The sequence below is a fragment of the Gemmobacter fulvus genome, assembly GCF_018798885.1.
GTDB classification, from domain to species: domain Bacteria; phylum Pseudomonadota; class Alphaproteobacteria; order Rhodobacterales; family Rhodobacteraceae; genus Gemmobacter; species Gemmobacter fulvus.
In genome coordinates this window covers 771,357-792,527 of sequence record NZ_CP076361.1, presented here as the reverse complement: position 1 = coordinate 792,527, position 21,171 = coordinate 771,357, and the positions used below count along the sequence as shown (strand labels likewise).

Annotated in this window: 22 protein-coding genes; 7 read left to right on the top strand and 15 right to left on the bottom strand. The window is 65.0% G+C overall.

Annotated features, from left to right (window positions below; translation table 11 throughout):
* Window positions 1-12: 12 nt before the first annotated feature.
* Entirely contained in the window at window positions 13-984 is a 972-nt protein-coding gene (locus KM031_RS03885) for an NADPH:quinone oxidoreductase family protein (protein WP_215503248.1), read from the bottom strand.
* 352 nt (window positions 985-1,336) lie between these two features.
* On the opposite strand from KM031_RS03885, the gene KM031_RS03880 reads away from it, so the two are divergent.
* From KM031_RS03880 to KM031_RS03865, 4 genes are all read left to right on the top strand, one after another.
* A complete protein-coding gene (locus KM031_RS03880) occupies window positions 1,337-1,699 on the top strand; it encodes a helix-turn-helix domain-containing protein (RefSeq protein WP_215503247.1) in 363 nt (120 codons plus the stop codon).
* A gap of 101 nt (window positions 1,700-1,800) precedes the next feature.
* Window positions 1,801-2,604 carry an inositol monophosphatase family protein gene (locus KM031_RS03875; RefSeq protein ID WP_215503246.1) on the top strand — a complete coding sequence of 268 codons (804 nt, stop codon included), beginning with the start codon at window positions 1,801-1,803 and terminating at the stop codon, window positions 2,602-2,604.
* A gap of 222 nt (window positions 2,605-2,826) precedes the next feature.
* Entirely contained in the window at window positions 2,827-4,164 is a 1,338-nt protein-coding gene (locus KM031_RS03870; RefSeq protein WP_215503245.1) for an 8-oxoguanine deaminase, read from the top strand.
* A gap of 51 nt (window positions 4,165-4,215) precedes the next feature.
* Entirely contained in the window at window positions 4,216-4,533 is a 318-nt protein-coding gene (locus KM031_RS03865) for a ribonuclease E inhibitor RraB (protein WP_215503244.1), read from the top strand.
* A gap of 50 nt (window positions 4,534-4,583) precedes the next feature.
* On the opposite strand, the gene KM031_RS03860 is transcribed toward KM031_RS03865, so the two are convergent.
* The 8 genes from KM031_RS03860 to KM031_RS03825 form a co-directional block, all read right to left on the bottom strand.
* The gene (locus KM031_RS03860) at window positions 4,584-6,770 is read right to left on the bottom strand and encodes a 3-hydroxyacyl-CoA dehydrogenase NAD-binding domain-containing protein (RefSeq protein WP_215503243.1); all 2,187 of its coding nucleotides are present in this window, start codon (window positions 6,768-6,770) and stop codon (window positions 4,584-4,586) included.
* Between the two features lie 87 nt (window positions 6,771-6,857).
* Window positions 6,858-7,337 (bottom strand): cupin domain-containing protein, encoded by a 480-nt coding sequence (locus KM031_RS03855; RefSeq protein ID WP_215503242.1) that lies wholly within the window; start codon window positions 7,335-7,337, stop codon window positions 6,858-6,860.
* Complete coding sequence (locus KM031_RS03850) at window positions 7,337-8,548, bottom strand: acetyl-CoA C-acetyltransferase (RefSeq protein WP_215503241.1); 1,212 nt, start codon at window positions 8,546-8,548, stop codon at window positions 7,337-7,339. Before KM031_RS03850 ends, KM031_RS03855 begins: the two co-directional genes overlap by 1 nt.
* Before the next feature lie 134 nt (window positions 8,549-8,682).
* A complete protein-coding gene (locus KM031_RS03845) occupies window positions 8,683-9,318 on the bottom strand; it encodes a glutathione S-transferase family protein (RefSeq protein WP_215503240.1) in 636 nt (211 codons plus the stop codon).
* 129 nt (window positions 9,319-9,447) lie between these two features.
* Window positions 9,448-9,660 carry a hypothetical protein gene (locus KM031_RS03840; RefSeq protein WP_215503239.1) on the bottom strand — a complete coding sequence of 71 codons (213 nt, stop codon included), beginning with the start codon at window positions 9,658-9,660 and terminating at the stop codon, window positions 9,448-9,450.
* A gap of 59 nt (window positions 9,661-9,719) precedes the next feature.
* Window positions 9,720-11,495: an acyl-CoA dehydrogenase C-terminal domain-containing protein gene (locus tag KM031_RS03835; RefSeq protein WP_215503238.1), complete on the bottom strand. Its 1,776-nt coding sequence runs from the start codon at window positions 11,493-11,495 to the stop codon at window positions 9,720-9,722.
* A 25-nt stretch (window positions 11,496-11,520) separates the two neighbouring features.
* Complete coding sequence (locus tag KM031_RS03830; RefSeq protein WP_215503237.1) at window positions 11,521-11,937, bottom strand: MerR family transcriptional regulator; 417 nt, start codon at window positions 11,935-11,937, stop codon at window positions 11,521-11,523.
* A 225-nt stretch (window positions 11,938-12,162) separates the two neighbouring features.
* Window positions 12,163-12,528, bottom strand: coding sequence for a MerR family transcriptional regulator (locus tag KM031_RS03825; protein WP_215503236.1), 366 nt, complete (start codon window positions 12,526-12,528; stop codon window positions 12,163-12,165).
* 181 nt (window positions 12,529-12,709) lie between these two features.
* Here KM031_RS03825 and KM031_RS03820 point away from each other — a divergent pair, with 181 nt between their 5' ends.
* From KM031_RS03820 to KM031_RS03810, 3 genes are read left to right on the top strand one after another with little or no spacing between them, the layout of a single operon-like run.
* Window positions 12,710-13,132 (top strand): PaaI family thioesterase, encoded by a 423-nt coding sequence (locus KM031_RS03820; RefSeq protein WP_215503235.1) that lies wholly within the window; start codon window positions 12,710-12,712, stop codon window positions 13,130-13,132.
* Between the two features lie 3 nt (window positions 13,133-13,135).
* Window positions 13,136-13,648, top strand: coding sequence for a PaaI family thioesterase (locus tag KM031_RS03815; RefSeq protein ID WP_215503234.1), 513 nt, complete (start codon window positions 13,136-13,138; stop codon window positions 13,646-13,648).
* Between the two features lies 1 nt (window position 13,649).
* The gene (locus tag KM031_RS03810; RefSeq protein ID WP_215503233.1) at window positions 13,650-14,969 is read left to right on the top strand and encodes an MATE family efflux transporter; all 1,320 of its coding nucleotides are present in this window, start codon (window positions 13,650-13,652) and stop codon (window positions 14,967-14,969) included.
* Here KM031_RS03810 and KM031_RS03805 read toward each other — a convergent pair.
* From KM031_RS03805 to KM031_RS03780, 6 genes are all read right to left on the bottom strand, one after another.
* Window positions 14,959-15,735: a TIGR02186 family protein gene (locus KM031_RS03805; protein WP_215503232.1), complete on the bottom strand. Its 777-nt coding sequence runs from the start codon at window positions 15,733-15,735 to the stop codon at window positions 14,959-14,961. The genes KM031_RS03810 and KM031_RS03805 overlap by 11 nt on opposite strands.
* A complete protein-coding gene (locus tag KM031_RS03800) occupies window positions 15,732-16,652 on the bottom strand; it encodes a sulfite exporter TauE/SafE family protein (protein WP_215503231.1) in 921 nt (306 codons plus the stop codon). The genes KM031_RS03805 and KM031_RS03800 overlap by 4 nt, the downstream gene beginning before the upstream one ends.
* Before the next feature lie 91 nt (window positions 16,653-16,743).
* Window positions 16,744-17,541, bottom strand: a complete 798-nt coding sequence (locus KM031_RS03795; protein WP_215503230.1) for a purine-nucleoside phosphorylase — start codon at window positions 17,539-17,541, stop codon at window positions 16,744-16,746.
* Window position 17,542: 1 nt separating this feature from the next.
* Entirely contained in the window at window positions 17,543-18,508 is a 966-nt protein-coding gene (locus KM031_RS03790; protein ID WP_215503229.1) for an ABC transporter permease, read from the bottom strand.
* Window positions 18,508-19,602, bottom strand: a complete 1,095-nt coding sequence (locus KM031_RS03785) for an ABC transporter permease (RefSeq protein ID WP_215503228.1) — start codon at window positions 19,600-19,602, stop codon at window positions 18,508-18,510. The genes KM031_RS03790 and KM031_RS03785 overlap by 1 nt, the downstream gene beginning before the upstream one ends.
* On the bottom strand, window positions 19,602-21,170 hold the full coding sequence (locus KM031_RS03780) for an ABC transporter ATP-binding protein (RefSeq protein WP_215503227.1): 1,569 nt from the start codon (window positions 21,168-21,170) through the stop codon (window positions 19,602-19,604). The genes KM031_RS03785 and KM031_RS03780 overlap by 1 nt, the downstream gene beginning before the upstream one ends.
* Window position 21,171 lies beyond the last annotated feature (1 nt).

Sequence of the window (21,171 nt, the reverse complement as noted above, 5' to 3'; positions counted from 1 at the left end):
CGGCAGGCGGGCTCAGCCCGCCTCCGGCATCTCCACGATCACCTTGCCGGTGGAGCGCCGCTCGCGCAGGCAGGCCATGGCCTCGGCCACCTGATCGAGCGGGAAGCTGTGGCTGATATGCGGGGTCAGTGCGCCCTCTGCGATCCAGCCTGCCAGCGTGGCAAGGCTGGCCGTCAGTACCTCGGGGCGGAAGGCCAGATAGCCGCCCCAATAAAGGCCCATCACGCTCAGGTTCTTGACCAGCAGCAGATTGGCGGGCACCTGCGGCACCTCGCCCCCGGCAAAGCCGATGGCCAGCAGTCGCCCTTCGGGTTTGGTGGCGCGCAGGGCGTCCAGGAATCCCGGGCCGCCGATGGTGTCATATACCACATCCACGCCCCCCAGTGCCTTCAACTGGCCGCGCAGATCCGGCGCATCGCTGTCGATCACATGATCGGCGCCAGCGGCTGTGGCGACCGTCATCTTTGCCGGCCCGCGCACCGAAGCGATCACCCGGGCGCCCATGCGTTTGCCGATCTCTACCGCCGTCAGGCCAACGCCCCCGGCGGCCCCGCTGACAAACAGGGTCTCGCCCGGTTGCAGCCGCGCCTTGTGATCCAGCGCCAGATGCGAGGTGCCATAGGCAATCTGGAAGGCCGCCGCCTGACGGAAATCCATGCCATCGGGCAGCTTGAGACAGCGGTTGGCCACAAAATTGCCCTCAGCGGCAAGCCCGCCTTGCCCGGCAAACACCGCAACCCGGTCTCCGGGGGCAAAGCCGCTGACCCCGGCCCCCACTGCGGTGATCCGCCCGGCAAGCTCCATGCCCATGGTGAAGGGCAGGGCCGGTTTTTCCTGATATTTGCCATCCACCATCAACAGATCGGCAAAGTTCAGCCCGCAGGCGGCAATGGCCAGCCGCACCTCGCCCGGACCGGGCGGCGGCAGGGTGACATCCTGAAAGGCGGGGGCCTGACCGAGGGTGGAAAGCTGAAAGGCGCGCATCGGTTTCGTCCTGTTCGGGGGCGTTCTGTCGCGGCTAACCTAGCGGCACTGATTCTCCTGTCCAGACATTGCTGCAGGTGCGAAACGAATTTGCCTGTTTTTTGTGCGAAGCCCGTGGCATTGCTGCATCGCAGCCGGGAGCGGAACCGGAATAATCGGCACATCCTTGGGGTGAGTGTTGCCAGTTTGGCATGAATTCTACGCTCGTATAATAGGACATATACAAAAAGACAGCTTTCCCGATTATATGTGGCATGGAAAAGAAGTGTAACCTGCCCTAATGTTTCGCGTCATGGCTGCGTAAGGCCACGCCCGGCAGAGGCGATTGTAGTTTTTGAGAGGGAATACGGAAATGAAGCACCCCGTTGATGCGCATGTTGGCAAGCGGATCCGGCACCGGCGCTGGATGGTTGGTATGACCCAACAACAACTTGCGGATCAGGTGGGCATCAAGTTCCAGCAGATCCAGAAGTATGAAACGGGGATGAACCGGGTCAGCGCCTCGCGCCTGTGGGACATTGCCGACACGCTGGGCGTGAATATCGCCTTTTTCTTTGAAGGCATCGACGAGGCCCGTGAAGCCCCGACCCCGGTCGAAGGGGATATTCTGGCGGATAAAGAAGCGCTGGAGCTGGTGCGGTCCTACTACGCCATTCCCGAAGCGCAGCGCCGCCGCCTGTTCGATCTGGCGCGCGTGCTGAGCGACGTCGCCTGAAAGAGACACCGCCCGGCGGACCCTGCGGGGACCGTCACCTTGCTTGACGCCTTGCGCCGCGCGCGGTAGCGCGTTGGAATGGCAGCTTAAACAGGTGAATGATGGCGGAGCTTTCGGCACAGACGCAGGCAGAACTGATTTCTGTCGCACATGACCTTGCTCAGGCTGCGCGGGAGGCAACTCTCGCGCATTTCCGTTCGGCGGATCTGACGGCGGATAACAAGGAAGTCGCCCGCTTTGATCCGGTGACCGTGGCCGACCGGCTGTCGGAACAGCGGATGCGCGAGATTCTGGCGCGTCGCCGCCCGCAGGACGCCATTCTGGGCGAGGAAATGGGCGCACAGCCGGGCACCAGTGGGTTGACCTGGGTGCTGGATCCGATTGACGGCACGCGGTCCTTTCTGGCGGGCACGCCCACCTGGGGGGTGCTGATCTCGGTCGCGGATGCGACGGGGCCGCTTTATGGGCTGATCGACCAACCCTATATCGGCGAGCGGTTCGAGGGCGGGTTTGGCATCGCCCGCATGGTCGGCCCACAGTGGGAACGGGCATTGCAGACGCGGGCGGCGCGGCCGATGGCAGACTGTCTGATCCTGTCGACCTTCCCCGAAGTGGGTACCGCCGAAGAGGGCGCGGCCTTTCACCGTCTGGCCAAGCAATGCCGCCTGACCCGCTATGGCACCGATTGCTATGCCTATGCGCTGCTGGCAGCGGGCCATGTCGATCTGGTGGTGGAGGCGGGGCTGCAAGCCTATGACGTGCAGGCACCGATTGCGGTGATCGAGGCGGCAGGCGGCATCGTGACCGATTGGACCGGCGCGCCTGCGCATCAGGGCGGGCGGGTTCTGGCCGCCTCCAGCCCCGAGGTTCATGCGGCGGCGCTGGCGGTGCTGGCTCTGGCCTGAGACGGGCCGCCCTCGGAGGCATCGAGCCCCCTCGGGCGGCATTGCCATGGCGGGCGGTGGCGTCAGGCACCCCCCAGCCAGTCTAATGCGGCAGCGGCAAATCGGCTTGCCGGACCGTGCCGGGCAAGGCTATGCTGACAGGCGACGCTGCCGAGTCCTTCCCCCTTCTGTCGCGCGTCCATGGGTTCCACCGAAGGGGTGTGGAACATGGGGGCTATTGGCATGGAAACATTGATCCGGGGCGCCGCTGTCGTGGTGACGATGGACGGGGCGCGGCGCGAGATTGCGGGCGGCGATGTGCTGATCCGGCAGGGCGAGATTGTCGCGGTCGGGCAGGGGCTGACAACCACCGGCACGGTGCTGGAGGCGGCGGGATGTGTGGTCACACCCGGCTTGGTGAACACTCATCACCACCTGTATCAGACGCTGACCCGCGCGGTGCCGGGCGGTCAGGATGCGCTGCTGTTCGGCTGGCTGAAAACCCTCTATCCGATCTGGGCGCGCTTTGGGCCGGAGGAGATCTTTACCTCGGCGCAGGTCGGTCTGGCAGAACTGGCGCTGTCGGGCTGTAGCCTGACCTCGGATCATCTCTATCTTTACCCCAATGGCGCGCGGCTGGATGACACGATTGCTGCTGCGGCGGAGGTCGGGCTGCGCTTTCATCCCACGCGCGGCGCGATGAGCATTGGTGAGACGTCGGGCGGCCTGCCGCCCGACAGCCTGGTCGAGCCGGAGGCGGCGATTCTCGAGGATTGCATCCGGGTGGTGGATGCCTTTCACGATCCGCGCCCCGGGGCGATGGTGCGGGTGGGCATCGCGCCCTGTTCGCCGTTTTCGGTCAGCCGCGATCTGATGCGCGAGGCGGCGCTGCTGGCCCGTGACAAGGGCGTGATGCTGCACACCCATCTGGCCGAGAATGACGAGGATGTGGCCTATTCCCTGGCGACCTTCGGCTGCCGTCCGGGCCAATATGCCGAGGATCTGGGCTGGACCGGCGCTGATGTCTGGCACGCGCATTGCGTCAAGCTGGACGGGGCAGAGATTGATCTGTTTGCGCGCTCGGGCACCGGGGTTGCGCATTGCCCCTGTTCCAACTGCCGCCTCGGATCGGGCATAGCACCGGTGCGTGCGCTGCGCGATGCGGGTGGCAAGGTCGGGCTGGGGGTGGATGGATCGGCTTCGAATGACGCGGGCAATCTGGTGGCAGAGGCGCGTCAGGCCCTGCTATTGCAGCGCGTGGCGCGGGGGGCCGATGCGATGAGCGTGCGTGAAGCGCTGGAGATTGCCACGCTGGGCGGCGCGCAGGTGCTGGGCCGCGACGATTGCGGCAGCCTTGCCCCCGGCAAACGCGCGGATATCGCCATCTGGGACATGCGCGGCATCGAGGCGGCGGGCAATTGGGATCCGGTGGCGGCGCTGTTGCTCTGTGGCCCGACGCGGGTGCGGGATCTGTTCGTTGAGGGGCGGCGCGTGGTCGCTGGCGGGCAGATGGTCACGCTGGATCTGCCTGCGGTGATCGCCCGGCAAAACCGGCTGGCGCAGCGTCTGGCCGGGGGCTGAGGCTTGCTCCGCGCCGCGCAGTAAGGCATCACACAGAAAACGGAGGGTGCGATGAGCCACGATTACAAAGCCCAGAAAGCGGAAACCTTTGAAAGCTTCGAGGCTTTCGCCAAAGACGCGCCGGCCACGGCCACTATCACCTATCAATTCTATCCCGAAGAGGTGGATGCGGATTGGGATGGGTTGGAGAAAGCCTTGCAGGCCAAAGGCTTTCGCACGGCGCGCGATGACGAGGCGGAATTGCTGGATGCGATGATCGGCCCGGTGAAGGTGACGCCCGACACGATCTGGACCTATGAGAAGATGGCCACCGAAATCGCGCTGACCTTTGAATTCACCCCGGATGGCTGGGGGCTGCTGGAGGACTGAGCGCCCTCTGCCGGAGAACCGCCGCCCTTTCAGGCGGCGGTTCTGGTGCCTCAGGCGGCCTGCGCCGCAGCACGGCCGTAGAAGCCTGCGCCGGTGGTGGCCATTTCGCGCAGCAGCGCCGGGGTGGCAAAGCGCGCGCCATGCGCCGCTGTCAGCGCCTCGCAGATCTCTACCGCGCGGGGGGCGCCGATGATGTCCAGCCACGAGAACGGCCCGCCCGACCAGGGCGCAAAACCCCAGCCCAGAATCGCCCCCACATCGCCTTCGCGGATGTCGGTCAGCACGCCGTCCTCCAGCGCGCGCACGGCCTCCAGCACCTGTGCCATCAGCAGGCGGTGCTGCACCTCGGTCAGGCTGGGCTGGGTGTCGGCCACCGGATATTGCGCGGCAAGGCCAGACCACAGGCCCTCGCGTTTGCCCGCCGCATCATAGGCATAGAACCCGGCATTGGCCTTTTTACCCAGTCGCCCCTGATCGGCCATCCAGAAGATCACCTCATCCACCGCGCCGTCCGGGTAGGCATCGCCCATCGCCGCCTTGGTGGCCTTGGCGATCTTGACACCCAGATCAATCGAGGTTTCATCCACCAGCTGCAACGGCCCCAGCGGCATGCCGACCAGCTTGGCGGCGTTTTCGATCAGCGCCGGTTCCACGCCTTCGGCCACCATGCGGATGCCTTCGTTGATATAGGGGATGATGCAGCGGTTGGCATAGAAGAACCGCGCATCATTGACCACGATTGGCGTCTTGCGGATCTGGCGCACGAAATCCAGCGCCTTGGCCACAGCCACATCGCCGGTCTCCTTGCCACGGATGATCTCGACCAGCATCATCTTGTCAACCGGGCTGAAGAAGTGGATGCCGATGAACTGTGCGGGCCGGGCGCTGGCGCGGGCCAGGGCCGTGATCGGCAGGGTCGAGGTATTGGTGGCAAAGATGCAATCGGGGCCGACGGCGGCCTCGACCTTCGCTGTCACCTCGGCCTTGACCTTCGGATCCTCGAACACCGCCTCCACGATCAGGTCACACCCGGCAAGGGCGGCGTAATCGGTGGTCGCGGTGATGCGGGCCAGCACTTCGGCCTTCTTCTCGGGCGTCACCTTGCGGCGCTGGATGCCCTTGTCGAGCAAGCCTTCCGAATAGGCGCGGCCCCGGTCTGCGGCGTCTTGGGCGGCATCAATCAGCACCACCTCGATGCCCGCATTGGCCGCGACATAAGCGATTCCTGCCCCCATCATGCCCGCGCCGATCACGCCGAGCTTGCGCACGGTCTGGTCAGCGACCTTGGGCCGGTTCGCGCCCTTTTCCAGCGCTTCCTTGTTGATGAACAGGCTGCGGATCATCGCGCCGGACGAGGGGTTCATCAGCACCGAGGTGAACTGCCGCGCCTCGATCTTCAGCGCGGTATCAAACGGCACCAGCGCGCCTTCATAGACGGCGGCCAGCAGCGCCTTGGCGGCCGGGTAAACGCCCATCGTCTTGCCATGCACCATGGCCGAGGCGCCGACAAAGGTCATAAACCCAGCAGGCTGATAGGGGCTGCCGCCGGGCATCTTGTAGCCCTTGGCATCCCAGGGTTTCACCAGATCGGCCTCTTTCGCCGCCAGAACCCAGTCTTTCGCGCGGGAGAGCAGATCATCGGGTGCGACCACCTCGTCGATGATGCCCGCCGCCTTTGCCGCCTTCGGATCCGACAACTTGCCTTCCAGCAGGAAGGGCGCGGCCATCATCGCCCCCAGTTTGCGCACCAGCCGGGTGGTGCCGCCTGCGCCGGGGAAGATGCCGACCATGATTTCCGGCAGGCCGATCTTCGCCTTCGGATTGTCGGCGGCAATGATGCGGTGGCAGGACAGCGGCAGCTCCAGCCCGATCCCCAGCGCGGTGCCGGGCAGGGCGGCGACAATCGGCTTGCCGCCTTTCAGGGTTTTCGGATCCATCCCGGCACGTTCGATCTTGCGCAGCACGCCGTGCATCATCATCACGCCATCAAAGATGCCCTGCGCACCGCCGTCTTCCTTCATGCGGGCAATGACGTTCAGATCCATGCCCCCGGCAAAGTCCTTCTTGCCCGAGGTCAGGATCACGCCTTTCACCGCCGGATCGGCAAGCGCGGTATCAATATGGGCGCTGAGCTCGGCAAATCCGGCCAGCGACATCACGTTCATGGATTTTGCCACCACATCCCAGGTGATGGTGGCCACGCCATCGGCGTCAACGGCATAGGTGAAATCGGTCATGCGGTTCTCCTGTCGGTTTGGGCAGCCCTGCCATCGCGGCGCTGATCGCGCCGGGCGCTGCCGGTCTTGTGGGGAAGGGGAGTGGTGTCAGGGTTCATCGCGCACCCCCGCCCAATTGGTGCCATCCTTGTAGGTAAAGCGTGCGCGGCCTGCCTTGATCTCGATCCGCAGATCCACGTCGGAATAGGTGGCCACTTCGCGCGGGGCCTTGCTGCCCACCACCAGAAACTGCGCCACGCTGCCCGAGCGGTTGAGGAAGTGATGCCCGTCGGGATCGCCCGCCGGAAAGGCGGCGCAATCGCCCGCCCGCATCACCGTCTCGCCCGCGTCCTGCACCAGCACACATTCGCCCAGCGTGACCATCACAAACTCATCCTCGGCCATATGCCAGTGGCGGAGCGAGGACAGCGCACCCGGTTGCAGCGTCACCAGATTGACGCCGAACTGCGTCAGCCCGCCCGCATCGCCCAGCCGCAGCGACGACCGCCCTGCCATCATGGTGGCATAGGGTTCGGGATAGATGGAGCCGGTCTTGACCGGGCATCCTGCAAGATCAATGACCGGCATCAGACCCTCTCGATGATGGTGGCCACGCCCATGCCGCTGGCGATGCAGAGCGTCGCAAGCCCGGTGGATTTTCCGCTGCGTTCCAGCTCGTCCAGCAGGGTGCCGATGATGATTGCGCCGGTCGCGCCCAGCGGGTGCCCCATGGCGATGGCGCCGCCATTGACGTTGACCCGCGCCGGATCAATGTCGAAGGCCTGCTGGAAGCGCAGCACGACGCTGGCAAAGGCCTCGTTCACCTCGAACAGGTCGATATCGGTGATGGCCATGCCGCTGTCGTGCAGGATCTTTTCCGTCACCGGCACCGGCCCGGTCAGCATGATGGTGGGATCGGTGCCGATCTTGGCGGTGGCGCGGATGCGCGCGCGGGGCGTCAGGCCATGCGCCACGCCAAACTCCTTGCTGCCGATCAGAATGGCCGCCGCGCCATCGACGATGCCCGAGGAATTGCCCGCGTGGTGGATATGCGCGATCCGCTCCAGATGCGGATATTTCATCAACGCCACCTTGTCGAAGCCGGGCATCACCTCGCCCATCTCCTTGAACGCGGGTTTGAGCGCGCCCAGCGCCGCCAGATCGGTGCCGGGGCGGATATATTCGTCATGGTCCAGAATGGTCAGGCCGTTGCGATCCCGCACCGGCACGATGGATCGGGCAAAGCGGCCTTCCTGCCAGGCCTGAACCGCACGGCGCTGGCTTTCCACCGCCAGCGCATCGGCCTGTTCACGGCTAAAGCCATATTCGGTGGCGATGATATCGGCGCTGATGCCCTGCGGCACGAAATAGCTGCGCATCGCCAGCGTCGGGTCGACCGCAATCGCAGCGCCGTCGCTGCCCATGGCAACGCGGCTCATCATCTCGACCCCGCCCGCGATATAGGCCTGTCCGGCACCGCCCTTCACCTGATTGGCGGCAAGGTTCACCGCCTCGATGCCCGAGGCGCAGAAACGGTTGATGGCAAGCCCTGGGATCGACTGATCCAGCTCGGACGCAAGAACCGCGCTGCGCGCAAGGCAGCCGCCCTGTTCGCCGACCTGGGTGACATTGCCCCAGATCACATCCTCGACCGCGTGCCCCGTCAGCCCGTTGCGGGCCTGCACGGCATTCAGCATCTGCGCCGAGAGGTTGACGGCCGTCACCTCATGCAGCGCGCCATCGGGACGGCCCTTGCCACGCGGGCTGCGGATCGCGTCATAGATATAGGCCTCGGTCATGTCTCTCCTCCGGTCGGTCTTGCTGCGGCGCGGGGCTGATGCCGCCCTGCGCCGGATGTCTTTGCGAAAGCCTAGCAGCCTGTCCCGCAGATTTCCGCTGTGCCGTCACGTCGGCGGTGCGTCACGACGCTGCGTCAGGCCCGGTCGGACGGGTTGCCGGGCATCATGTCATAGGGGGGCTGCCAGCCGGGCAGGGCGGCGATGCGGTCCAGCCAGCGGTCGACATGCGGCCAGTCCTTGCGGTCAAAGCCGAACGGCTCGGGGTAGAACAGATACCCGCAGCAGGCGGTATCGGCGAGGCTGACCTGATCGCCCACCATCCAGTCACGGCTGGCCAGATGATCGTTCAGCACGGTATAGGTGGCCTTCAGGCGGCCCTGCTGAAAGGCGATCACCTCGGCGGGGCGCTTTTCGGGCGGCAGGAAGTTCATCAGGAACCGCGTGGCCCCCACCTGCCCGGACAGTTTGTGATTGTCCCAGAACATCCAGCGCAGCACCTCGCGCCGTTCCGCCGCCGAGCGCCCGCCCAGCTTGCCGGTCTTGGAGCTGACATAATCCTGGATCACCGCCGATTGGGTCAGCACGGTGTCGCCATCGACCAGCACCGGCACCTCGCCCATTTCATTCAGCGCCCGGAAAGGAGGCTGGCGGGTTTCGCCGTTGAAGAAATCGACAAACACCGGCACCCATTCCATCTGGGCAAGCGTCAGGGTGAGCGCCGCCTTGTAGGCATTGCCGCTTTCGCCAAAGCAGTAAAGTTTCGCGGTCATTCGGGCTTTCCTTCCTGTGTGTGCCGCAACCCGTGGGGGCTGCGCGCCCCCGCCCGGGGCGGGGTAGGCTCGTCACGCGGCAAGGGGGCGGGAGCCGTCTTTTGCTGCCCCCGGCCGAAGCCGTTTGGGTCAGCGTTTGCGGCTGTCGATTTCAGAATTGAACAGCCGCAAACGATGGGTCAGATTTTCGGCGTCGATCACGCTGGACCAGTTTTCAAACAGGAACGACAGCGCCTCGCCCTCGTCCAGACCCGCCTTCTGTGCAAAGCGTTTCAGGCGGCGATAGCCGTCTTCTGTCATCGCGACGGGAAAGCGGCGGGTCAGGCGAAAGCGTTTGGGCATCGGGCAGTCCTTGACGGCGGGGGCGGTTTTTCCGGTGAAAAACCGCGATCCTGCCCAGCTTAGAACGCCTCTGCCGCCAATGCCATCACCGTATCGGCCCCGGTTTCGATCCGGGCAAGGTGCATGCCGCAGGCGGGCAATTGTCGCGCCATGTAATAGCGCCCGGTGGCGATCTTCGTCTCGTAGAAGCCGGTGTCGGAGGCCCCCGCCTCCAGCGCCAGATAAGCGGCCTTTGCCATGCGCGTCCACATCAGACCAAGGCAGACATGGCCCATCAGGTGCATGAAATCATACGAGCCGGACAGCGCGGCATTGGGGTTCTTCATGCCGTTCTGCATGAAGAACATGCCCGCCGCCTGAAGCTGTTTCGACGCCTGTTTCAGCGGCTCCACAAAGCCTGCCATGCGGGCGTCCCCGTCATGCGCCTTGCATTCGGCCTTCACCATCTCGAAGAAGGCCATGACGTGTTTGCCGCCGTCCTGTGCCAGCTTGCGCCCCACCAGATCCAGCGCCTGCACGCCATTGGCCCCTTCATAGATCATGGCAATGCGCGCATCGCGGGCGAACTGGCTCATGCCCTGTTCTTCGATATAGCCGTGCCCGCCATAGATCTGCTGGGCCTGCACCGCCATCTCGAAGCCCTTGTCGGTCTGGAAACCCTTGATCACCGGCGTCAGCAACGAGATCAGCCCCTCCGCCGCCGCATCGCCCTGCCGGACAGAGCGGTCGATCAGTTGCGCGCCCCAGAAGGTCAGCGCGCGCGCGCCTTCGACAAAGCTTTTCTGCTCCATCAGATTGCGGCGGATGTCTGGATGCACGATCAGCGGGTCTGCCGGGCCCGCAGGGTTCGCAACCCCGGTCACGGCGCGGCCCTGAAGGCGGTCCTTGGCATAGGCGACGGCATTCTGATAGGCGGCTTCGGCCACGGCATAGCCTTGCAGGCCCACGCCCAGACGCGCCTCGTTCATCATGGTGAACATGGCGCGCATGCCCTTGTGCAGATCGCCGAGGAGCCAACCTTTCGCACCATCGTAATTCATCACGCAGGTGGCATTGCCGTGAATGCCCATCTTGTCTTCGATCTTGCCGACCGACACCGCATTGCGGGCGCCAAGGCTGCCATCCTCCTGCACCAGAAGCTTGGGAACGATGAACAGCGACACACCCTTGGTGCCCTCGCCGCCGCCGGGGGCCTTGGCCAGCACCAGATGGATGATGTTTTCCGCCAGATCGTGATCGCCCGCCGAAATGAAGATCTTCTGCCCGGTGATCAGATAGCTGCCATCGGCCTGCGGTTCGGCCTTGGTGCGCATCAGCCCCAGATCGGTGCCGCAATGCGGTTCCGTCAGGTTCATCGTGCCGGTCCAGTCGCACGAGACCATCTTCGGCAGATACATCGCCTTCTGCGCCTCGGTGCCATGGGCATGGATCGCGGAATAGGCGCCATGGGTCAGGCCCTGATACATGTTGAAGGCCATGTTGGCCGACACGAAGATCTCGCCCACCGCCGTGCCCATCAGATAGGGCAGGCCCTGCCCGCCATAGTCGGGGTCGCAATCCAGCGCGGTCCAGCCGCCTTCCTTCATCGCCGCGAAGGCCGCCTTGAACCCGTCAGGCGTGCGCACCACGCCGTTTTCCAGCACGCAGCCGATGCGGTCACCCACCGCGTTCAGCGGGGCCAACACATCCGAGGCCACCTTGCCCGCCTCTTCCAGCACCGCCGCCGTAAAGCCCGCGTCCAGATCCTCATAACCCGGCACGCCGGTTGCGGTGACGTTCAGCACATCCTGCAACAGGAACTGCATGTCTTTGACGGGGGCGGTATAGGCGGGCATCAGTCTCTCCCTCTGATGGGTTCGGTTATTTGGCGGCCTGTTTGCGGAAGCTCGCCAGCATGTCTTCTCCCCAGGCCATCTGGGCCTTGAGGTCGGTAATCGCTTCGTTCAGCTCGTCGCGCTGCTGTTCCATTTCGGACAGGCGGGCGCGGGCCAGTTCGTAGGTGCGCTTCAGCTGCGCTTCTTTCGTATCCTCGCGGTCATACATATCCAGAAGCTGGCGGATGTCTTCGAGCGAGAAGCCAAAGCGCTTGCCCCGCAGGATCAGCTTCAGCCGTGCCTGATCGCGGCGGGTGAACAGGCGTTTGGTGCCCTGGCGTTTCGGGAACAGAAGTTCCTTCTGTTCATAAAAGCGCAGGGTGCGCGGCGTCACCTCATAGGCTTCGCACATCTCGCGGATGGTCAGCAGCTCCGTCTTATCCGGGGTCGGGTTCAGGGTCATGTGGGTCTCTCGCAGAACGGGGTCTGCAAGATAGATGTGAGGTCTGACCCAGTGATACCAGAGTAGGTGACGTTAACGTAAATGTAACGTCACGTCAGAAAAACCATGACGTAATGTCAGTGCGAATGACGCAAGGGAAACGCAATAATATGACCCGGCGTCAGCCGCGTCGGGGCGCGCAACGCAGGATCGGAAGCCAGATTCGGAGATGTCAGCGGCCGCGCGTCACAGCTCGCGCGCGGCGGTTTCGCGCAGCGCCCGCAGATCTTCGATGGCGGTATCAAGCTCCGCCCTTTGCTGCGCCAGCGCGTCCAGCTGCCGGTCGGCCATGGCGATCCAGGCCTCCAGCTGCGGTTTGGTGCCCTTCTGCTGATAGATCAGCAGCCATTGCCGGATCTCTTCCAGTGAAAAGCCGAAACGCCGCCCGCGCAGCACCAGTGTCATGCGGGCAATCTCGCGCGGGCCATAAAACCGGGCGCGGCCTTCCTTCTCGGGCGACAGCAGTTCGATATATTCGTAATAGCGCAGGGTGCGGGGGGTCACATCGAACCTTGCACACATTTCCTTGAAGGTCAGTTTCGTCTCGGTCATGTGTGGTCCTCCTGCGGCTTACCCTAAGGGGAAAGCGGCGGCGGGTGCAATCATCCTGCGCGGCATCGCAGCACGGCTGGGCCAAGTGACGCAGCGCTGCCGCTTCGGGGGTTGCGGCTGCGGCGGCGGCAGTGTCACATGGCGGGGCGTTAACAGCCCCGGCGGGGCGACCGAGGATGCCATGAACGATGCACTGAAACAGGCGCGGCAATTCATCGAAGCAATCCCCCACAGCCGCGCCCTGGGGATGGAGCTGGAAAGCATGGGCGATGGCACGGCCACCATCTCCATGCCCTATGACACGCGGTTCGTGGGCGATCCCGCGACCGGGGTCATCCATGGTGGCGCGGTGTCGGCGCTGATGGATACGGCCAGCGGGGCTGCGGTGATCACCCTGTCGGCGGCGGCGACGGCCACGCTGGATCTGCGGATCGACTACATGCGCGCGGCCACCCCCGGCCAGCGCATCCGCGCGCGGGCGGAATGTTACCACGTCACCCGGTCGGTCGCCTTCGTGCGCGTCACAGCCACCGACGAAGACGAATCCCGCCCGGTGGCCACCGCCACCGGCGCATTCACCGTTGAACAGCCGAAAGGGGCCTGAGCCATGGCGACCCGTCCCAAACCCGAACCCGTTCAGGTGGTGAAACAGCGCCGCGACAGTGCCCTGCGCCGGTTGGTGGAAGGGGTGCCCTATATCAGCTTTCTGGGCATTGAATTCGACCGCCGGGGGGATGAGCTGACGGCGCTCATGCCCTATCAGGAGCGGCTGATCGGCAATCCCTTCCTGCCCGCGCTGCATGGCGGGGCGACGGCGGCCTTTCTGGAGGTGACGGCGATCATCGAGCTTAGCTGGTCGCTGCTATGGGAAGATATGGAAAGCGGCAGGCTCGATCCGGCGGCGGTGGATGCCGCGCATTTGCCGCGCCTGCCCAAGACGATTGATTTCACGGTGGATTATCTGCGCTCCGGCCTGCCGCGCGATGCCTATGCGCGGGCGCGGGTCAACCGTTCGGGGCGGCGCTATGCCTCGGTGCATGTCGAGGCATGGCAGGACAACCGGTCGCGGCTGTTTGCGCAGGCCACCGGGCATTTCCTGATGCCCGAGCGTGCGGGCTGACATGCAGGCTGCGGCCGTTCCCGTGACGCATCGGCGGGTGCTGAAGATCGCGCTGCCGATCGTGCTGTCCAATGCCACGGTGCCGCTCTTGGGCGCGGTGGATACCGGCGTGGTCGGGCAGTTGGGGCAGGCGGCCCCCATTGGCGCGGTGGGGCTGGGCGCGGTGGTGTTGGTCAGCTTTTACTGGATTTTCAGCTTTCTGCGCATGGGCACCAGCGGGCTTGCCGCGCAGGCCCATGGCGCGGGCGACACGGCAGAGCGGACGGCGGTGCTGCTGCGCGCGCTGCTGATCGCCTTTGGCGCGGGCTTTGCGCTGATCCTGATGCAGGGCGCGCTGTTCTGGGCGGCGTTCCGCGTGGCCCCGGCCAGCGCCGAGGTCGAGACACTGGCCCGCAGCTATCTGGCGCTGCGGATCTGGGGGGCACCGGCCACCATCGCGCTTTACGCCGTGACCGGCTGGCTGATCGCGCTGGAGCGCACGCGCGGCGTGCTGGTGTTGCAACTGTGGATGAACGGGCTGAACATCGGGCTGGATCTGTGGTTCGTGATCGGCCTTGGCTGGGGCGTGCCCGGCGTGGCCGTGGCCACGCTGATCGCGGAATGGACCGGGCTGGCGCTGGGGCTCTGGCTCTGCCGCGATGCCTTTGGCGCGGCGCTGGCCGCCGCCCGCGCGCGGATCTGGGACAGCGTGGCGCTGCGCCGCATGGCCTCGGTCAATTCCGACATCATGCTGCGCTCGGTGCTGCTGCAAGGCAGCTTCACCGCCTTCCTGTTCTTTGGCGCGGGGCTGGGCGATGTGACGCTGGCCGCCAATCAGGTGCTGTTGCAGTTTCTGGAAATCACCGCCTATGCGCTGGACGGGTTTGCCTTTGCCGCCGAGGCGCTGGTGGGGCAGGCGGTCGGGGCGCGGTCGCGCCCGGCGCTGCATCGCTCGGCGGTGATTGCAGCGAAATGGGGGGTGGGCGGGGCTGTCGGCCTGTCGCTGATCTTTGCGCTGGCGGGGCCTGCCATCATTGATCTGATGACCACGGCCCCCGAAGTGCGGGCCATGGCGCACAGCTATCTTTGGTGGCTGGTCGCGGCCCCGCTGATCGGTGTGGCAAGCTGGATGTATGACGGCATCTATATCGGGGCGACGGCGACGCGCGACATGCGGCAGGCGATGATCCTGGCCGTGGCGATCTATGTGCTATCGCTGGCCATTCTGCTGCCCGCCTTTGGCAACCATGGCCTGTGGGCGGCGCTGATGGTGCTGAACGCGGCGCGGGGGCTGACACTTGCGTGGCGCTGGCCTGCCATCGCCGCCCGCATCACCACCTGACGCGGGCGAAGATCACCGAGGCCCCCCAGCCGGCCAGTGCCGCCAGCACCAGAGAGGCGAGGCCATAAAGCAGCGGCTGTTCATGGGCGGATTGATAGAAGAACCGCTCCAGCCCGGCCTTGCGCACCCAGATGCGGCGTTCCAGCGCGTCGATCACCTGACCTTCGCGGGTCAGGAAAATGCGCACCTTGTAATCGCCTTCGGTCAGCGCGGCGGGCAGCGCCACATCGGCGCGGAAAAGCGTTTCCTGCGTCAGCGAGACGGAGCCTTCACGCAGCGAATAACGCCCCTCGGTTTCGCGCACCCGGCGCAGCGCCTCCACAAACAGCGGCGCACCATCCGCCTCGGCGGCGATGCCCACGGCGCGGATGGCGCGGGGCAGGGTGATGCGGTGGCGCAGATCTTCGGTCTCAGTCAGGCTTTCGGCCATCACGCCAGAACTGGCCACGGCATAGAAGCTGGGCGCGCGATCAATCAGCACGGCGGCATTGTTCAGCCAGATGCCAAAACGCCGGTCCTTGCGCCAGACGGTCAGCGCGGTATCCGGCCCCTGCACGGTGATGATCACCCGCAGCGGCGGCCCCGAGGGGATCGGCGCATCACGCTTGACCGCGCCGTAGATCAGTATCTCAGACCCGTCGAAATCGGCGGTGATCGATACCGAAGACTGGCTCAACCCGGCCACGATCTTTTCCGCCGCCGCAAAGGCGGGCGGCGCTGTCAGCAGGCCGCTGATTACCAGCGCGATGGCGGCGACACCCCTCATGGCAGGCGCCCCGCCGTGATCGAATAAAACTCCTGCGGGGTCAGCAGCAGGTCCAGCGCCACGCGCAGGCACACCGCCAGCACCATCAGCGCTAGCAGGATGCGCAGCTGGTCGGCCCGCAGCCGCACCCCCACACGCGCGCCGATCTGCGCGCCGATCACTCCGCCGAGGATCAGCAGCAGCGCCAGCATCATATCGACGGTCTGGCTGGAGACGGCGTGCATCACCGTGGTGAAGGCGGTGACAAAGATGATCTGGAACAGAGAGGTGCCGATCACCACCTTGGTCGGCATGCCCAGCAGATAGATCATCGCGGGCACCATGATGAAGCCGCCGCCGACCCCCATCACCGCTGCCAGAAAGCCGACAAAGGCCCCGACCAGCAGGGGCGGCAAGACGCTGATATAGAGGCCCGAGGCGCGGAACTTCATCTTCAGCGGCAGTTTATGCACCCATGTATGGACATGCGACCGGCGCACGGCCGCCCCCGGCTTGCGCGCGCGCAGCATGGCGCGTAGGCTTTCCTGCAACATCAGCGCGCCGACAAGGCCCAGAAACAGCACATAGGACAGTTGCACGAAGAGGTCGATCTGCCCCGCCGCGCTCAGCAGCGCAAAGACCCAGATGCCCACACCCGATCCGGCCATACCGCCCGCCAGCAGCACCAGCCCCATGCGGAAATCCACCGCCTTGCGTTTCAGCTGTGCCAGAACACCCGAGACGGAGGAGGCCACAACCTGATTGGCCCCTGTCGCCACGGCGACCGCAGGCGGAATACCGATGAAGAACAGCAAAGGCGTGATCAGAAACCCGCCGCCGACGCCGAATAGGCCCGACAGGAATCCCACAACCCCGCCAATCCCGATCAGCAGGAAGGCGTTGACCGAGACTTCGGCAATGGGAAGGAACAACTGCATGGGGGCCGTCTGAAAAGCGGTTCGGGCTTCAAGACTTGCGCGGTTCCGCTTGGCTTGTCAAACGCTTGTCCCCGGCTTGGGCCGTCGGGGGCTATTTCAGCCCCCGCAGGAAGGCGCGCAGCACCCGTTCCAGCTTGGCCGCGCCCAGCGGGGCCATGGCTTTGGTATGTTCGTGGCTGATCTGCTCGTCCGACATGCCCGCCGCCATATTGGTGATGGTCGAGATTGCCGCCACTTTCAGCCCCAGAAACCGCGCCAGGATCACCTCGGGCACGGTGGACATGCCAACCGCATCGCCGCCCAGGATCCTGATGGCACGGATTTCTGCCGGGGTTTCAAACGACGGGCCGGAATACCACGTATAGACGCCTTCCGGCAGGGCCACGCCCTCTGCCGCCGCCGCCGCCTTCAGGCCGTTGCGCAGATCGGGGTCATGCGCATCGGTCATCGGCACGAAGCGCGCATCCGTCGGCTCGCCGATCAGCGGGTTCAGGCCCGAGAAGTTGATGTGGTCGTTCAGCAGCATCAGATTGCCGGGCGGAATATCCGCGCGCAGGCTGCCTGCGGCATTGGTGGCAATCAGCGCCTCGGCCCCGAGCGCCTTGAGCAGGGTCAGAGCCGGGCGCATCGCTGCCGGATTGCCCTTTTCATAATAATGTTCGCGCGCGCCGAACACCGCGACCCGCACGCCTTCCAGCGTGCCGATCACCAGATTGGGATTGTGACCCGACACGCTGGCATGGGGAAAGCCCGGCAGATCCTCATAGGGGATCGCCACGCCATCCACCGCCTGCGCCAGATGGCCAAGCCCCGAACCGAGGATCAGGCCCAGCCGCACCGGGGCCGCTCCTGCCCGCGCCTGCACCAGCGACAAAACATCCGGGGCCATATCAGCGTTCCTTCACATAGGGTTGACCGCCCGCCCGCGGCGGGATCGCCTTGCCGACAAAACCCGCAAGGATAACGACGGTCAGGATATAGGGCAGGGCCTGGGTGAACTGCACCGGGATCACCAGAACCCCGAGGTCGATGTTCTGATAGCGGATGGCGATGGCCTCCAGCAGGCCGAACAGCAGACAGGCCCCCAGCGCATACCAGGGCCGCCATTTGGCAAAGATCAGCGCGGCCAGCGCGATGAAGCCCTTGCCTGCCGTCATCTCGCGCCCGAACCCGGCTGACAGGGCGGTGGCCAGATAGGCCCCGGCCAGCCCGCACAAGACGCCGGTGATCGCCACGGCGGCAAAGCGGATGCCGACAACCGACACGCCCGCCGTATCGACCGCCGCCGGGTTTTCACCCACCGCGCGCAGCCGCAGGCCAAAGCGGGTGCGATACAGAAGCCAGGCCGAGGTCGGCACACAGGCCGCCGCCACATAGACAAGGATCGAATGGCCGGAAATCAGCTCGGCATAGATGGGGCCCAGCACCGGCACATCGGCCAGCGCGGTGGCAAAGGGCAGGGTGATCGGCTCGAACCGCGCCGCCCCTTCCAGCGACGGGGTGCGCCCGCCCAGATTGAACCATTTCTGGCCCAGCAGCACCGTCAGCCCCGAGGCGAGAAAGTTGATCGCCACCCCGGAAATCAGCTGATTGCCGCGAAAGGTGATCGAGGCCAGCCCGTGAATGCCCGCGAAGGCCACCGAGGCGGCAATGCCCGCCAGCAGCCCGACCCAGACCGAACCGCTGACCGCCGCAATCGAGGCCGAGGCGAAGGCGGCTATCAGCATCTTGCCTTCCAGCCCGATGTCGAACACGCCCGAGCGTTCGGAATACAGCCCCGCAAGGCAGGCAAACAGCAGTGGCGTGGCCAGTCGCACGGTGGAATCGAGCAGCTGGATGATCGTTGCGAAATCCATCACTTCGCCCCCTTGCCCAGCAGGTTGAACACACGCTGCACCGGGCGGCGCACCATATCGTCCAGCGCCCCGGTGAACAGGATCACCAGCGCCTGAATGACCACGATCAATTCGCGCGGGATCTTGGTCCACAGTGCCAGTTCCGCCCCGCCCTGATACAGAAAGCCGAACAGGATCGCGGCGAAAAACACGCCAACCGGATGGCTGCGCCCCATCAGCGCCACGGCGATGCCGATGAAGCCTGCGCCCTCGACGCTGTTCAACAGCAGCCGGTTCGCCTCGCCCTGCACCGAATTGATCGCCATCATGCCCGACAGTGCGCCCGAGATCAGCATGGCATACATGGTGATGCGCACGGGCGAGATGCCGGCATAGACGGCGGCCTTTTCCGATTTGCCAAAGGCGCGGATCTGATAGCCCAGCCGGGTGTGCCAGATCAGGCCCCAGACCAGCACACAGGCCGCCAGCGCGATGAACAGGCTGACATTGGCGGGCGTGCCCTTGGCAAAGGGAATACCGATCCAGCCCAGCATGGCATGCAGGTCGGGCAGGTTGGTTTCCACCGGAAACCGGGCCGAGGCCGGATCCATCTGGCCGCGCGGGCGCAGCACATTGACCAGAAGATAGTTCAGCGCCGCCGCCGCGATGAAGTTGAACATGATCGTGGTGATCACGATATGGCTGCCGCGTTTGGCCTGAAGCCAGGCGGGCGCTGCCGCCCAGGCCGCGCCAAAAGCCGCCGACATCACGACCGACGCGAGCACCGCCAGGCTCCAATGCGGCCAGGGCACCAGGAGGCAGGCCAACGCCACGCCCAGACCGCCCAACGTGGCCTGTCCCTCGCCGCCGATGTTGAACAGGCCGGCATGAAAGGCGATGGCCACGCCCAGCCCGGTGAACATGAAATTGGTGGCATAATAGAGCGTGTAGCCCCAGCCATAGGTCGACCCCAGCGCGCCAGTGACCATGATGTTCAGCGCCGCAATCGGGTCTTCGCCAATGGCCAGGATCACCAGACCGGAAATGACAAAGGCGATCAGCAGGCTGATCAGCGGCACGAGGATCGCATCGGCCCAGGTCGGCATCTTGCCCATCACGCGTTCTCCCCGCTGACACCGGCCATCAGCAGGCCCAGCTCGCGTTCATTGGTGGTGGCGGGATCGCGTTCGCCCATGATCCGGCCATCGAACATCACGGCGATGCGGTCGGACAGCGACATGATCTCGTCCAGCTCGACCGACACCAGCAGCACGGCCTTGCCCGCATCGCGCAGGGCAACGATCTGTTTGTGAATGAATTCAATCGCCCCGATATCCACCCCGCGCGTCGGCTGGCCGATCAGCAGCAGGTCGGGATTGCGCTCGATCTCGCGCGCGACCACGATCTTCTGCTGATTGCCACCCGAAAAATTCTTGGCGGCCAGCGTCGGGATCGGCGGGCGCACGTCGAAGCGGGCCATCTTCGCCTCGGTATCCGCCTTGATCGCGGCATTGTCCATCAGCAGGGCGGATTTCTGAAATTCCGGCGCATGGTGATAGCCGAAGGCGACGTTTTCCCAGGCGGTGAAATCCATGATCAGCCCCAGCACCTGCCGGTCTTCCGGCACATGGGCAATGCCCTGGGTGCGGCGGCTCTGACCATCCGAGGACTTGCCGGTCAGATCCAGCGCCACGCCATTCATGCGCACGGCCCCGGTGCCGCGCGCAATGCCGCCCAGCACCTCCAGCAGTTCCGACTGGCCATTGCCGGCCACGCCCGCGATGCCCAGAATCTCACCGGCGCGGATGGTCAGGCTGATGCCCTTCAACCGCTCCACCCCGTGTTCATCGCGAACGCGCAGGTTTTCCACTTCCAGAATGGTGCGACCTGGCGTGGCGGGGGTCTTTTCGACCTGCAACAGCACCTTGCGGCCCACCATCAGCTCGGCCAGTTGCTCGGGGCTGGTTTCGGCGGTCTTGACCGTCGCGGTCATCTGGCCCCGGCGCATCACGCTGACCGTATCGGTGATTTCCATGATCTCGCGCAGCTTGTGGGTGATCAGGATCACGGTCTTGCCCTGATCCTTCAGCCCGCGCAGGATGCGGAACAGGTGATCGGCCTCGGCGGGCGTCAGCACGCCGGTGGGTTCATCCAGGATCAGGATATCGGCCTGCCGATACAGCGCCTTGAGGATTTCGACCCGCTGTTGATGGCCCACGCTCAGATCCTCGATCAGCGCATCCGGGTCCACATCCAGCTCGTATTCTTTCGCCAGCCCGTTCAGCACCTTGCGCGCCTTGGACAGCGACGGGGCCAGAAGCCGCCCCTCTTCGGCACCGAGAATGATATTCTCCAGCACTGTGAAATTCTGCACCAGCTTGAAATGCTGGAACACCATGCCGATGCCCGCGCGGATCGCGCTCTGGCTGTCGGGGATGGCGGTCACTTTGCCATTGATCAGGATTTCGCCGCTATCGGCTTTGTAAAAGCCATAGAGGATCGACATCAGCGTCGATTTGCCGGCGCCGTTTTCGCCGATGATCCCGTGGATCGAGCCTTTGGCAACCTGGATCGAGATGTCCTTGTTGGCCTGAACCGGACCAAAGGCCTTGGAAATGCCTTTGAGTTCGATGGCGAAGGGGGCGGCAGAAACCTGCCGCCCCGGATCACTTGCCCCGGTCATC